Consider the following 13,092-nt stretch of genomic DNA (forward strand, 5'->3'; position numbering starts at 1 on the left):
TGGCATCTCTCCTGCATTACCCTGTATGCGGGGCCGCGTTTCCCATTTGTATATATCATTCGTTCATTCCATTTGATTTGTCTATCAAAAATTCTGGTTTTTTGTCCTGCGGGAGTTTTATGTGGTAGGTGAATTTTCTATATTAGCTTTATCTCGTCCCTTTTAATAAATTAGATATCTTTATGTGGTGGAAAAAGAATTTTTGTAACGTAGACAGTTGCATTTATGTCAGTATCCATTTTTAATAGTAAAAGCAATTTCATACTTTTCGGTGCTGGTTCAAAACGTTTGGTTCAGAATTATTCCGTCCAGCAAATTGCATGTGATCCCGACTTCCTGTGATTGTCTTACACACAGCTATGGTGTAGTGATTGAAACATATGAAATACAGTTATTTTTGTTTATTTTGTGCGGCACTTGTTATTTGCCTGATGATATGCCCGGTGACGGCGGAGAAGTTTCCTTCTTTTGATGACAGTATGACAACATCCCAATCTGATTCTTCGATGGGTGATTTATTTGGGGCTGAGATGTCTGCTGAATCTGATGCCTATGCCGGTTCTGTTTCTGCTGCGGTTGAAGAGTATCCTGGGTATGTATTTTCACATGAGTGGGGGTCGTATGGGGCGAGTGCTGGTGAGTTTGACGGCCCGGAACGTATTGCAGTTGATTCTTTCGGTAATGTGTATGTTGCTGACAGTGGAAATCACTGCGTCCATGAATTTGACTCCAATGGCATACACCTGTTATCTTGGGGGTCTGAAGGACAAGGAGATGGGGAGTTTTTCCATCCAAGAGGGATAGCAGTAGATGACATTGGCAATGTTTATGTCTGTGATTGTAATAATCGTGTCCAAAAGTTTAGTTCAGATGGTTCATTCCTTTTATCGTGGGGGACTGATGGTAGTGAAGAGGGTGAGTTCCTTTTCCCATATGGAATAGATTTTGACACTGCAGGAGACGTATATGTTGCTGATTCTCTGAATCATAGAATCCAGAAGTTCACTTCAGATGGTAAATACCTTGGTTCATGGGGTTCCGAAGGCCACGATCCCGGTGAGTTTTATATCCCTGTAGATATTGTGTTGGACTCTAAGGATAATGTGTATGTTGCTGATATGGGTAACGACTGTATTCAGAAGTTTACATCAGACGGGACTCTCATTAACCTGTGGGGATCTGAAGGTTTTGGGGAAAGTGAGTTTAATAGTCAATATGGGATTGGAATAGATTCCATGGACAATGTATATGTTGCTGATATGGGTAACGACCGCATCCAGAAGTTTACTACAGACGGTACACTCATAGGTCTATGGGGGTCGGAAGGTGACAGTTACGGTAAGTTCAATGCTCCATATGGGGTCGCTGCAAGTCCTTCAGGCGATGTATATGTTGCTGATACAAGAAACAACCGCATCCAAAAATTTACATCCGATGGCACGTTTCTGTTATCTTGGGGGTCATGGACAAGTGGTATTGGAGAGTTCAACTCTCCCTCCGGAATCACGATTGATGCAGCAGATACGGTGTATGTAGCAGACACGAACAACAACTGCATTCAGACGTTTGATGCAAATGGGACGTTTTGTTCCACATGGGGAGAGGAAGGGAACAGCACGGGTGAATTCATGTATCCAAAAGGGATTGCCCTCGATTCCGCAGGAAATTCCTATGTCACCGACAGTTGGAATAACCGCATCCAGTCATTTTCATCAGAAGGCACATTCCGTTCCACGTGGGGAACGGAGGGTATTGGAGAGGGTAAATTCAAACAACCCTCTGGCATTGCAGTGGATTCCACCGATATAGCATATGTTGCCGATTTTGGAAATCATCGCATCCAGACATTCGATGTGGATGGGAACTATGTGACCTCATGGGGGTCTGAAGGAAACGGTGAAGGTGAGTTTGAGTATCCGTTTGGTGTTGTGGTAAATGCATCTGACCGGGTGTATGTCGCAGATAGCAACAACCACCGCATTCAGGTGTTTGAACCGGACGGTACCTATCTGACGTCCTGGGGATCTGAAGGCAATGGGTTTGGTGAGTTTATGTATCCACGGGGAATTGCAGTCGATTCCTCAGATAATGTATATGTCGCCGATACCTGGAACAACCGCATACAGAAATTTACTGCAAATGGCACGTATCTGACATCATGGGGTGTTTCCGGGGATGGTGCCGGTGCATTTGACTCGCCATCCGGGATTGCTATAGATAGTGTGGGTAATGTATACATCGTCGATACCAATAACCACCGAATTGAAACTTTTTCGCCGGTCGTTCCTCTTGTTGCAAACTTCACTGTTAACACAACACGTGGTGAACCCCCCCTTACGGTTCAGTTCACTGACACGTCTGAGAATACACCAACTGCGTGGCTATGGGCATTCGGCGATGGTGCAACATCGACAGATCAACATCCCAGCCATACCTATTCTGATGTTGGTATGTACAATGTGAATCTTACCGTAACAAAAATCGCCTCATTAGACAAAATAATGCAGACAGAACTGATCACCGTTTTTGTTCCTGCACCAAAGGCAGAGTTTGACCTCAACCGAAATTCTGTCGCTTTTGCACAGAACAATACATTCACCCCGGGAACATACACGGCAGACATCACATATCGGCTCCACGCGGCGAACAATGATTCTACGGTGACACTTGGGAATCTGACATTCGTTGCTGCGGCAGAGAATATTAACCGGATTGATTATGAACAGTATGCGACATGGAACAACTCCTATGCGGAATGGACCTTCCCACAATCCTGGGTAATTGAACCAGGGAGTGGATTAGATGTGCGCGCCTGCACGGCAACCACGGAGGATACCTTCTATAATCACATCCTCACCAGAGTCTGCAATACGAGTGAATTATGGACAGATGGTATACAAAGGACCAATGTCACCCTGAAATTAAATGATCTCGACTTTGAATCTGTTTTCCTTGGATTTACTTCCTTAAATGACACAAATGTGTCTGCCGATATCATACCTGAGTCAATTTTCACGAATATTCCGCTTTCAGAACCACTCCCTGCAGGCGGGGATTATCACCTGAAACTCGACAAAGGAAGGCTTGTTTCAAATACGGAATATTACCTTACCTTCGACACGAGGTTTATCCTGAACAGATCTGCAGTGATATACAAGCCGCTTGTTTATGTCTGGGAGGGAATAAGCCATGATACCGCAGATGTTGGAGAATCCTGCACGGCTGAAGTGCCTGCAACTCTGCTCCCTGCTGATGCATCAAACTTTTCGGTTGAGACAGATACGTGGTGTAACTGGAGCGTTGTCCGGCAGAACAATTTGCTTTCCGTGATTGAAGGGAAATCAATAAAGATTCCAATTCCGATGCCGGTTGCGAATTTCACCGCCGATCCGGTATCCGGCCTGGTGCCGCTTACTGTTCTGTTTAATGATACTTCAACCGGTTTTCTAACTGACTGGTATTGGACCTTTGGTGACGGCGGAACATCGGTTGGCCAATATCCGACTCATACCTATACCTCCGCCGGAAGGTACAATGTGAGCCTGACTGTCACGAACATAGTTGGTAATGACACGATCACAAAGTCAAATCTGATTACTGTCTCCGTTCCGGAAGCAGAATTTGACCTGAACCGGAACTTTGCGGCAACAACAGAGAACAACACCTTCACTCCGGGTAGTCATACGGCAAATCTCACTTATCGTCTCCATGCAGCAACCACCACTCAGAACGCAACGCTTGGAAATTTGAAGTATCTGGCAGGGATCCAAAATATTGCCTGGGTAGATTACCCACAATATGCGACATGGGATTCATCATCTGCATATTGGGATTTTCCATCGGAATATGTGATAACATCTGTTAGTGGCTTCGACACACGGGCTGGGACATCATCCATGGAGGATTACAATTACAACCACACTATCACCCGTGCCACCAACACGAGCCTCTTCCGGACAAATGGTATCCAGCATACCACTGTCACAGTTGTCTTCGATGACCTCGACTTTGAATCTGTCTTTGTCGGGTTTGCCGGTGCAGACAATGCAAATGTGACAGCAGAGATAATTGCTGATACGGTCACGACCAATGCACCGCTCATGGAACCGCTTCCTGTCGGTGGGAATTACCACCTGCAGCTCGATACGTCTGGCCTTGTCACCGGTACGGAGTATTCATTCACGTTTGATACCCGCATCCAGCTGAACGGGTCCCCGGTGATTCACAAACCACTGGTCTATGTCTGGGAAGGCATGAATCATGAGGCAGCAGATATTGGCAGGACATACAGGGCACAGGTTCCGTATGACCTGCTTCCCTCCGATGCGACTGAGTTTTGGGTTGAGAGCAACCGGTCCTGTGACTGGACCGTCGTCCGACAGGATAATCTGTTGTCTGTGGTCGAAGGACAGTCACGAAGATGTCCGGGTGCGGCATTCACTGCAACGCCGCGAGTGGGGGCACCGCCACTGAATGTTACATTCACGGATACTTCGACTGAAAATCCAGAATCCTGGATCTGGACATTTGGTGATGGCACGAATGCAACGGATCAGCACCCGGTGCATACCTACACACACGATGGCATCTATCCGGTCACCCTCTTGGTAAATGGTGGAGAGTCCACCGCAGTGGAGCAGAACTACATCCGGGTCACTTCGCTTCTTCTCGGCGATGCAAATGGTGATGGTACGGTTAATCAGGCGGATACCCTGCATGTGCTTAAGGAGGTCGTTGGGATGATTCCGTCTCCTGAGAGCGGAACGGATGTGTTCGAACAGACGGATGTACACTGGAATGGTTTCATCGATATTGGTGATGCGATGTACATAGCGCAATATAATGTGGGTCTGCGGGACCGGTGGTTTGCGCTGGTATAAAAACAAATTCCTATTTTTTTGTCTCAATTTTCATTCATAAAACAGAGTGTCTTATCCTGACGGAATTGTTCTGTCTGAAGGGATGCAGCCTTATACCAGGCGTAAAGTTCCGACTCATCAATATCAGTTATTTTCATCAGATGTTTCTGCAAGCCAATCTTTAACATGGTATTCCCGTGAACAGGGACAGTTATCCAGGCTGTATCTCCGGGTATGGCATAGATATGATGGCTGCCGGCTATTCATTTCAGCTCCCATGCGTTTGGTTCAGGAATGCTGAAAAATTACCTGCCGCTGACTGGTTTCAAATTTCAATCTTTATGGCCATACCATTTCCAAAAGAGATCAATATCCTGAACATATATTGAAAGGCATCCTTCAACAGCATCATATATATTGGCCAGTAATTCATCAAAGGTATCTCCCTGGGTCACACAGCCGGGGATTGAAGGAACTTCTGCCCAGAAACCACCCTCTTCTGCGTCATGGATGATCACTTTCAGCTTCATATTACACCCACCTTGGTGCGGTTCATATAATAGTGCCCGTGTGGGATGATGCAGCCATGAGCTACTGCGTTGAGAATGAATTTCCCTGGTCAATTTTGCTGTGGTATTGTCATAAACGACGCATAAATAGGCCCCCTAAACTGGCCAAAACCTCCAGATTATGTATCAACACAGCGGCCCGGAGCGGGCCAGTCTCACCCTGATCCATGCCATACATCCTCTCAAAAAAACAGACAATCGCGACCCCTTAATAGTCCACAATAATCCCTCAAAACATCAAATAACGCACACAATATCGGTATTTTTGAACACCCCGGCGGGTGATAATAAAGGGCCTGATTTTGCCCCCGTTTTCCCAAAAACAGGGAAGAGAGCAGCTCTGCGTCGCAGACACCGGGTGCACCCTCGTTGGCAGCATGTACAGCAGGGTGCAGCCGCCATTCCGCCAACGTCACACCCGGCATCGGGGGGAACTTCCGCCGCCAGCGCCTCCGTTGCCATACCTGTGGCCGGTACTGGCCATACCCCTCAGATTCATGAGAGATAATATGGGGGCTGAGGCATTGTTCCGGGAACCCTTCACAATAACAAAATCTTCAGCCCAATTCCCACAAGAATAACCCCACCTGCAATCTCAGCATATTCTCCGATGAGGTGGCCGATCCGCCTTCCTGCAAAGACTCCTGCAAACGAGAGGATGGCTGTCACAGCGCCGATGGCAATCGCAGGGATGAGCACGGCTTCACCCAGAAGAGCAATGCCCATCCCGGCAAAGAGAGCGTCAATCGAAGTTGCAATGCCCATTATTATAAGGGCAGGGAGAGTTTCAATCGGGCTTTCCCCGGTTCCTTCTTCCTGACTTTCATATATCATTTTGATGCCGATGCCAGCGAGAATCAGGAATGCGATGAGGGGGCCAAAGTCTGCAAGAAATGAAGATACTGCACTACCTGCATACCATCCGAGAATGGCCATGCCACCCTGAAAACCTCCGAAGACTGCTGCTGCCATGATGCCGGTCTTTGCAAGCGACCGTCTGGTGGTGATGCCTGCCGATACCGAGACGGCGAATGCATCCATCGCAAGACCGATGGCGATAATTAAGAGTTCAAATGCCTGCACTGCAGTTGTCCTCCTGTTGGATATTCTATGTGACCCATTTGTCTGCTAAATACTGGGGCATCCCGATATATTGGATTGTTTGTTTAGTCCCTTGCCTATTGTTTATTCCTGCTGGTTGAGGCCTTCACCGCCGGCGTAAACATGCACGTTTTGGATCTGTTTTGAATATGTTTTGAATATGATTTGGATCTGTTTCGCAGGCCTTCCCGATGTCTCCCGCTATCTTCAAAATTACGGAAAAAAAGATGACCGGGTTTCCGGCCGGAATATCCTTATTTCTTCTCCCATTTCAGGAGCTCTGTCACAGACGCGAGGGTCGAGCCACGTCTGATCTCTTCTCTGATGCGCTGCTCGGTCTTTTTTACCTCAAGCGCCCGGCGTGCCACCTCATACGCACGTTCACGTGGGACAACGACAACTCCCGACTCGTCACCCACAATCCAGTCGCCGGGCCGGACTGCCTGACCACAGCAGGTGATGCCTGCACCGATCTCGCCGAACCCCTTTGGTTCACCAGCGTTGGGCACCACACCCGTTGCAAAGACGGGAAAACCGTATGCCCGGATGTCGTCCACATCACGGACGGGGCCATCGATGACAATCCCTGCCACCTTCTGGTTCATCGCAGAGAGGGTGGCAAGTTCGCCCCATGGCGAAACTGAGGTGTCGCCGGAGTTGTTTATCACAATGACCTCCCCTTCCTGTGCGACGTCAATTGCCTCAACCGGTTTTGCCCAGTCGCCGCCGAAGGTCTGCACCGTGACAGCAGGGCCTGCCATGTGCACCCTTCCGCAGATGGAGACAATGTGCTGCATCGCACCCATGCGGTGCATCGCATCCGTCACATTGGGAGCGGAGACCTGTGAAAAGATCTCCCGTATTTCCTCCTCTTTTGACTGGTTTTTTGGCGGTACAATTGATGGGTCATTGATTGCTGCCCGGATGGCGGCAGCAGATCCTGTCACATCATTGGACCGCACAATATTCCCGCCGACAATGACGATGGAAGCCCCTGCCGCCACCGCCTGTGCGGCTGTTGTTGCATCAAGGCCACCTGCCACGGCAACAGGAACCGTCACAACACCCGTGATGGCGGCGAGTGTGTCAAGGGAGCTTTTGCCGATCATCTGCTGGTCGATACCAACGTGGGCGTTGATGATATCTATCCCCAGTGCCTCAAGTTCACGTGACCGTTCTGCCGGGTTGTGGGTGTTAATGAGGTCTGCCATCAGGCGCACTCCGTAGAGATGTGCCGCCCGCACCGCATCACGGATAACGGCATCGTCTGCATCCCCGAGAATACAGACGATACTTGCACCGGCTTTGGCTGCCATCTCGACTTCCATGGTGCCGGTATCAGCAATTTTCATATCTGCAATGATTTCGTGGTTGGGAAACGCCTCTCTGAGGCGGCGGACGACGTCCATTCCAGCACTTTTAATGAGCGGGGTGCCTGCTTCAATCCAGTCGGCACCGCCTGCAACCGCTTCCTGTGCGATTGGCACTGCACGGCCGGCTTCCTGGATGTCCAGGGCGACCTGCAGATGGGGAGAATTCATACAAGATGTCTGGGTATCCAAAAAAATTAAAGATTGGTATTCTTTAGTAAGGAGAAATGCAGGGACTACTTACCGTAAGGTCTCTCTGAAGGTGATGTCATCAAACAATTTCTTCTTTGGTGAAACCATCTTCTCTCCCATGGCGGGGTATCCGGCAGGGATGAGTGATACGAGGGTGTACTCCGGTGGAACCTTCATGAGTTCACGCACTGCCTCGTTGTAATCCATCTTGTCTCCTGCAACCCAGCAGGATGCAACACCGTATGCCCAGAGGCCAAGAATCAGGTTTGAGGTGGCAGCACAACAGTCTTCAACATAGAATTTCTCATCACGCAGGCCGAATACTGCAAAACAGGCAGGCGCATCGGCGATGAACTTTCCGTGGCTTGCCAGTTCACCAAGCTTTGCCAGAGTCTCTTTTTTGGTGGTAATTCCAAAGAGCCACGGCTGCCCGTTTCGGGCGGTTGGTGCATAGCGTGCGCACTCCATTGCCTGTTCTATTACCTCTTCGGGGACTGGTTCATCCTTGTAGTTCCGGATACTGCGGCGGCCCTTAAGGATGGTTGTTCCAAGATTCATATCCTATTTTCAGTTATCATCAATATATGCTTCGTGAAAATGTTCCCGTCAGAAGGGGAGGATGCCTCCCAGAAATGCCAGCAGGTTGGTGAGCCCTGCACTGAGAATATCCCGCGGATCAATACCGAGGATGGGCATGATGAAGATAATATAGACAAATGTCCCGACGATACTCCCGATATTGGCGAGTGCGGCAACAAGAACCACCTTGAATAAGGGATTCTTCCGCATATCTTTGAGGTCATCTGCCTCTGCTATCCGGCTGAAGTCAGCGGCCGTTGGGTGGCGGATCTTTGCCTCAGTGATAGCGGCAAACCATCCTGCTGCCATGAAGGGGTTCAGAGACGTCATCCAGGCCACTGCAAATGCGGTCAGTGCGGAGAACGGATGTCCTCCTGCGGCAAAAACACCGATTGCTGCCAAAATGCCGTTTATGAGCACCCACCAGATCATCGCGGAGAGGAGCACATCAAGGCCGGCGCCGGAGAATGCGATGAGGACGAGGAAGAATACGAAGATTGCAAGGACAAAGAATCCGATAAATTTCGCCCACGGGAAGGTCTTTGGCGTTTCAGTGAGGCTTGCTTTGGTGGGCAGGGTTTCCGGGTGTTCCAGATATCTGGCAATTCCCTCCCGGTGTCCGGCGCCGACCACAGCAAGCACCCGGTCATATCCTTTGCCAAGGTCATGGATGGCATGTGCGAGGTAGGCGTCCCGTTCATCGATGAGTGCTGATGCCCCCTTTGGGGCGAATCGGCGAAATTCATCCATTGCAGCCGAAATCATGTCCTGATCGGTCATTGAGTCGATGTCTATCTCTTCCCCTGCCTTCCCAGCACCGGTAACCGACCCCACAAGTGCATACATCATCTTCAGTTTCTCGGTGATGGGCATCAGGTGCCAGAACCGACTGAAGGTGATCTGGATGTCACGGTCGGCGAGGGCAATCGGGATGCCCCGTTCTTCTGCCAGTTCAACAGCGGCCATCATCTCTGCGCCAGGGGATACACCCGTCTCCTTTCCAATGCGGCGCTGGACATAGGCAAGCAGCCACTGTGCAATAATGGCAGAAAAGTTTCCCCCCTTGAGAACGGCATCAACAGATGGTGGTGCTGCTTCCCCTTTCAGCACCATCAGGCGGCCCCTGTCCAGTTCGACTGCGACAATCTGCGGTTCAAATGTTTCCATCGCATCAGTCACTTCATCGACGCTTTTTTGCGAGACATGGGCCGTCCCGACAATTTTTATTTCACCCAATCCGTTTCACTCCTTCACTGTCTACAACGGCATACTCGCCCGGTTTCAGGTCCATTGTCATAAATATCTCTCCCGTGCGTTCTGCATCTTCTGCCTCGGCACCTTCGCGCCTGATACATTCCTCTGCAATGGTATCTGCTTCATTGCATAATGTGTTCTGCCCTATTCCCGGACATGCATATACTGAGAGTTTTCCCTCTTCCCATGCAAAGGGGTAGGTGCGGCAGATGAGGGGGCGTGCCGGGTATATTGTGCATCTGTTGTTTTCGTTCAGAAAGATGCAGGCTGTTTCTGTCCGGCGCAGGCACCAGGCAAGGGTAAACTCTCCGCCTCCTTCTGCCGGCATCATATCAGGATATGGTTCAGCAATATCGTCCCATGCAAGCCCTGTGAAATCCATGATCGCCCGGATTTCCGGTGCACTCACAAGGACGAGATTCCCGTCATCCTCCCCCCTGCTGCAGCATCCGCCGCACATGAGGCAGGTAAACCCGGTGGGACGTATTTCATCAGCGAGATGCCGGGCGTTCTTCATGGTGATTCAGTCCCGTTCAAGGGTCAGTGTATTGAAATTTTCATACACACGGTTACCGTCAACTGAGTGGCTGACTTCCGGGTGCCACTGAATGCCGAAGATTGGTTCTGTTTCATGAGCCATTGCTTCCACACCGCAGATTGGTGATGTGGCAAGCACCCGGAACCCTTCCGGCACCTCTGCAACTTCGTCCCCGTGGGATGCCCAGACAGAGATGGTGTCCGGGTAACCGGCGAGGATGGTGTCATGGTCGTTGATGGTGACTTCAATGCCGCCAAATCCGCCGGATGCACCGGGACGAATGGAACCGCCGCGGGCAGTGGAAATAATATGCAGACCCAGACAGATGCCCAGAACCGGTAGGCCGGCGTCGACATATTCCGGTGCATTGCCTGCCCGACTGATGTCCGGGCCGCCGCCAAGAATGATGCCGCGGCAGGAATCTGCGACCTCTGCTACAGGTACATCATTTTTGATCATCTTTGCGTCGATATCGTTATCCCTGAGCATCCTGAGGATGAGGTGGTTGAACTGGCCAAAGTTGTTGACCACGTAAATGGGATGCATTTTATAGTAATTTGTTGTGTGAGGGTATATCTTTTTCAGAGGTGCGGTGTGGAAGACCGTTCAGGGCTCCCGGACGGTGGCTGCCAGTGCCGCCTCAATTTCTTCTTCGGTAAACCCAGAGAGACGGGCAAGAGCAAGTGCGCCGCCTGCTCCAAATCCTTCCTTTACCAACCGGATGCAGGCACGCGATCGTGACGGTGACTGGTTCCTCACAAACTGTGCGGGGACGGGAGACACTGTCACGGGAATACCAACACTATTCGCAATGTGGGGAACATCTGCTGCCGGGTCCTGCCAGACACAGTCCGTCATTGCACAGGTTACCCGGCCGCTGGTATCGTCTGCGAGGGCGGCAACAGCACATATCTGGGTAGCACCGCAGAGGACTACTTCTCCCGGAAAACCCTGTATAAGTCCCAGCGCCGCGGCCATGACGGTGTCTCCGGTTTCCCGGATAAGGGCAGGCCCATGGAGTGAACAGATATCCGGGCAGCGTTTTCTGACGCCTTCCCAGACTGCCTCTTTTTGGGCGGTCGTCTCTCTCAAAGCAGAAGAACTGACCCGGCCTTCAACCCCGTGTGCCCGGAGGATACAGAGTGCATGGGTTGTCCCGCCGGGGATGCATTCTCCCACCCAGAGTGTATGGAATTTTTTTCCTAAGGCAGCCCCCGTCTCTGTTGCCTTCCTGACAATCGTCACGGCATCCGGGACAGAAGGTTCTTTACGGGGATCACCGGCGGGAATCCGGGAGAGCACCTCCGCAGGGATGGAGAAGTCACCTGCATACCCGGCATTGAGAAAAAGAGGAGTGGTGTCGGTGAGGGTGCACATTGCCCGTGTCACCGCAGCCACCGTCAGGCAGGGAGGGAGTGGCCCACCGCCTGTCACAAAGGCGGCATCCCGGCCCGGTGTGTTCCAGGTGTCTTCCGGTGTTCTGCCCGCACCGGAAAGTCCGGGGATGAGGCTCAGGCGGGACGAACCGAGGAGCACTACGAAGCCGTGCGGGGATGGCATACCCTTTGTTCAGGAGTAATCCTTCATAAATTCGCGTATCTTTTCCCAGATGTCCTCTCTGGAATGGCCCATTACGTTTGCAAGCCAGAGTGCACCGCCGGCACCTGCCCCCTCTTTCACTTCACCGGCACAGTAGCGGGCAAGGCCGGGATGGCCGATATTATCGAAGTCAGGGTCAACGAACCAGGCCGTAGTGCCTATCTCTGCTGCGGTCTGTTCAAACGTTGCGTTTGCATCATCCCGGACATATACCGTGGTTGCAAGCCGGGGTGGTGTTCCGCCAAGTGCTTTGACCACTGCTGCAACGGCAAGCATCTGGGTGCCTCCGGCATAGACGAGGGTACCAGGATAGGTTGCAGCAATACCGGCACAGACTGGCATCATCGGGTCTCCTGCCGCCCGGACAATTGCAAGCGGGTCGGTGATGTTCTCTTCTTCTATCCGTTTCATGACAGCGGCACAAATTTCCTCTTTCACCGATGCCGGATGCTCAACATGGCTGGAACTGACATTTGCGGTGTAGCCGAGGGCCCGCAGAACACAGAGTGCGGTGGTGGTGCCGCCGGGGACACTTTCTCCTAATAAGAGGAAGTCTGACTGCGCTCCCAGGAAGGTGCCGAGGGTCTTTCCCCGGATATAAAGTGCTTCAGCGTCAGGTACTGCATCGCCTTCCCGCGGGTCTCCGCCACATGTGCCATAGACATCAAATGCAGGATAGGATGGTGGAAAAGCGAGACCGGCGTTCACCACAAAGGGCTGAAGGTCGCAGAGTTCGGCCATGGCGCGGGTCAGGGTGGCAGGGGTGGCGCATCCCGTGGGACTGACGGGAACAACCGGAGCGCTTGTGATTTTTCCGTTGACAATTATTTCCCCGTCAAGCATCGATGTGGCAAGGGTGAGCTCCGGTGTCGGGCCTGCGGCAGAAATGCCCGGCACGGTTGATATTCTGGTATTTCCGATTACCACGCCCATCATCGGGCGGGAGAATGTGATATCGGGTTTCTCTGTAATGATGCTCATTCCCTGACCATTGGGTGAATGAGTAATTAATAGTTACAAATCTGCACAGT

The 13,092-nt window shown here is 51.1% G+C and carries 12 protein-coding genes; 2 read left to right on the plus strand and 10 right to left on the minus strand.

The window, feature by feature from the left end; genetic code table 11:
* Positions 1 to 479 precede the first annotated feature (479 nt).
* On the plus strand, positions 480 to 4,880 hold the full coding sequence (locus L0665_RS09685) for a PKD domain-containing protein (RefSeq protein ID WP_274925479.1): 4,401 nt from the start codon (positions 480 to 482) through the stop codon (positions 4,878 to 4,880).
* 23 nt (positions 4,881 to 4,903) lie between these two features.
* On the opposite strand, the gene L0665_RS10865 is transcribed toward L0665_RS09685, so the two are convergent.
* Both L0665_RS10865 and L0665_RS09690 read right to left on the minus strand, forming a co-directional pair.
* Positions 4,904 to 5,122, minus strand: a complete 219-nt coding sequence (locus tag L0665_RS10865) for a type II toxin-antitoxin system HicA family toxin (protein ID WP_420847050.1) — start codon at positions 5,120 to 5,122, stop codon at positions 4,904 to 4,906.
* Between the two features lie 69 nt (positions 5,123 to 5,191).
* A complete protein-coding gene (locus tag L0665_RS09690; RefSeq protein ID WP_274925480.1) occupies positions 5,192 to 5,389 on the minus strand; it encodes a type II toxin-antitoxin system HicB family antitoxin in 198 nt (65 codons plus the stop codon).
* A 408-nt stretch (positions 5,390 to 5,797) separates the two neighbouring features.
* Between L0665_RS09690 and L0665_RS09695 the strand changes: the two genes are divergently transcribed.
* On the plus strand, positions 5,798 to 5,929 hold the full coding sequence (locus tag L0665_RS09695) for a hypothetical protein (protein WP_274925481.1): 132 nt from the start codon (positions 5,798 to 5,800) through the stop codon (positions 5,927 to 5,929).
* A gap of 39 nt (positions 5,930 to 5,968) precedes the next feature.
* Here L0665_RS09695 and L0665_RS09700 read toward each other — a convergent pair whose 3' ends face one another.
* The 8 genes from L0665_RS09700 to cobT form a co-directional block, all read right to left on the minus strand.
* Positions 5,969 to 6,511, minus strand: a complete 543-nt coding sequence (locus L0665_RS09700) for a manganese efflux pump MntP (RefSeq protein ID WP_274925482.1) — start codon at positions 6,509 to 6,511, stop codon at positions 5,969 to 5,971.
* Positions 6,512 to 6,783: 272 nt separating this feature from the next.
* Positions 6,784 to 8,070, minus strand: a complete 1,287-nt coding sequence (locus L0665_RS09705) for an orotidine 5'-phosphate decarboxylase / HUMPS family protein (protein WP_274925483.1) — start codon at positions 8,068 to 8,070, stop codon at positions 6,784 to 6,786.
* A 69-nt stretch (positions 8,071 to 8,139) separates the two neighbouring features.
* On the minus strand, positions 8,140 to 8,649 hold the full coding sequence (locus L0665_RS09710; protein ID WP_274925484.1) for a nitroreductase family protein: 510 nt from the start codon (positions 8,647 to 8,649) through the stop codon (positions 8,140 to 8,142).
* 48 nt (positions 8,650 to 8,697) lie between these two features.
* Positions 8,698 to 9,906, minus strand: coding sequence for a TraB/GumN family protein (locus L0665_RS09715; RefSeq protein ID WP_274925485.1), 1,209 nt, complete (start codon positions 9,904 to 9,906; stop codon positions 8,698 to 8,700).
* Positions 9,899 to 10,441 carry a YkgJ family cysteine cluster protein gene (locus L0665_RS09720; RefSeq protein WP_274925486.1) on the minus strand — a complete coding sequence of 181 codons (543 nt, stop codon included), beginning with the start codon at positions 10,439 to 10,441 and terminating at the stop codon, positions 9,899 to 9,901. Before L0665_RS09720 ends, L0665_RS09715 begins: the two co-directional genes overlap by 8 nt.
* A 6-nt stretch (positions 10,442 to 10,447) precedes the next feature.
* Positions 10,448 to 11,008 carry a GMP synthase subunit A gene (locus L0665_RS09725; RefSeq protein WP_274925487.1) on the minus strand — a complete coding sequence of 187 codons (561 nt, stop codon included), beginning with the start codon at positions 11,006 to 11,008 and terminating at the stop codon, positions 10,448 to 10,450.
* 60 nt (positions 11,009 to 11,068) lie between these two features.
* Positions 11,069 to 12,022, minus strand: a complete 954-nt coding sequence (locus L0665_RS09730; protein WP_274925488.1) for a nicotinate-nucleotide--dimethylbenzimidazole phosphoribosyltransferase family protein — start codon at positions 12,020 to 12,022, stop codon at positions 11,069 to 11,071.
* A gap of 9 nt (positions 12,023 to 12,031) precedes the next feature.
* The gene (gene cobT, locus L0665_RS09735) at positions 12,032 to 13,042 is read right to left on the minus strand and encodes a nicotinate mononucleotide-dependent phosphoribosyltransferase CobT (RefSeq protein WP_274925489.1); all 1,011 of its coding nucleotides are present in this window, start codon (positions 13,040 to 13,042) and stop codon (positions 12,032 to 12,034) included.
* Positions 13,043 to 13,092: the final 50 nt, after the last annotated feature.

Source organism: Methanogenium marinum (genome assembly GCF_028912405.1).
GTDB classification, from domain to species: domain Archaea; phylum Halobacteriota; class Methanomicrobia; order Methanomicrobiales; family Methanomicrobiaceae; genus Methanogenium; species Methanogenium marinum.

Bases quoted from the DNA above. Each gene is read 5' to 3' on its own strand.
- L0665_RS09685 (WP_274925479.1), top strand. From the start codon at position 480: ATGACAACATCCCAATCTGATTCTTCGATGGGTGATTTATTTGGGGCT.
- L0665_RS09690 (WP_274925480.1), bottom strand. From the start codon at position 5,389: ATGAAGCTGAAAGTGATCATCCATGACGCAGAAGAGGGTGGTTTCTGG.
- L0665_RS09705 (WP_274925483.1), bottom strand. From the start codon at position 8,070: ATGAATTCTCCCCATCTGCAGGTCGCCCTGGACATCCAGGAAGCCGGC.
- L0665_RS09710 (WP_274925484.1), bottom strand. From the start codon at position 8,649: ATGAATCTTGGAACAACCATCCTTAAGGGCCGCCGCAGTATCCGGAAC.
- L0665_RS09720 (WP_274925486.1), bottom strand. From the start codon at position 10,441: ATGAAGAACGCCCGGCATCTCGCTGATGAAATACGTCCCACCGGGTTT.
- L0665_RS09725 (WP_274925487.1), bottom strand. From the start codon at position 11,008: ATGCATCCCATTTACGTGGTCAACAACTTTGGCCAGTTCAACCACCTC.
- L0665_RS09730 (WP_274925488.1), bottom strand. From the start codon at position 12,022: ATGCCATCCCCGCACGGCTTCGTAGTGCTCCTCGGTTCGTCCCGCCTG.
- cobT (WP_274925489.1), bottom strand. From the start codon at position 13,042: ATGAGCATCATTACAGAGAAACCCGATATCACATTCTCCCGCCCGATG.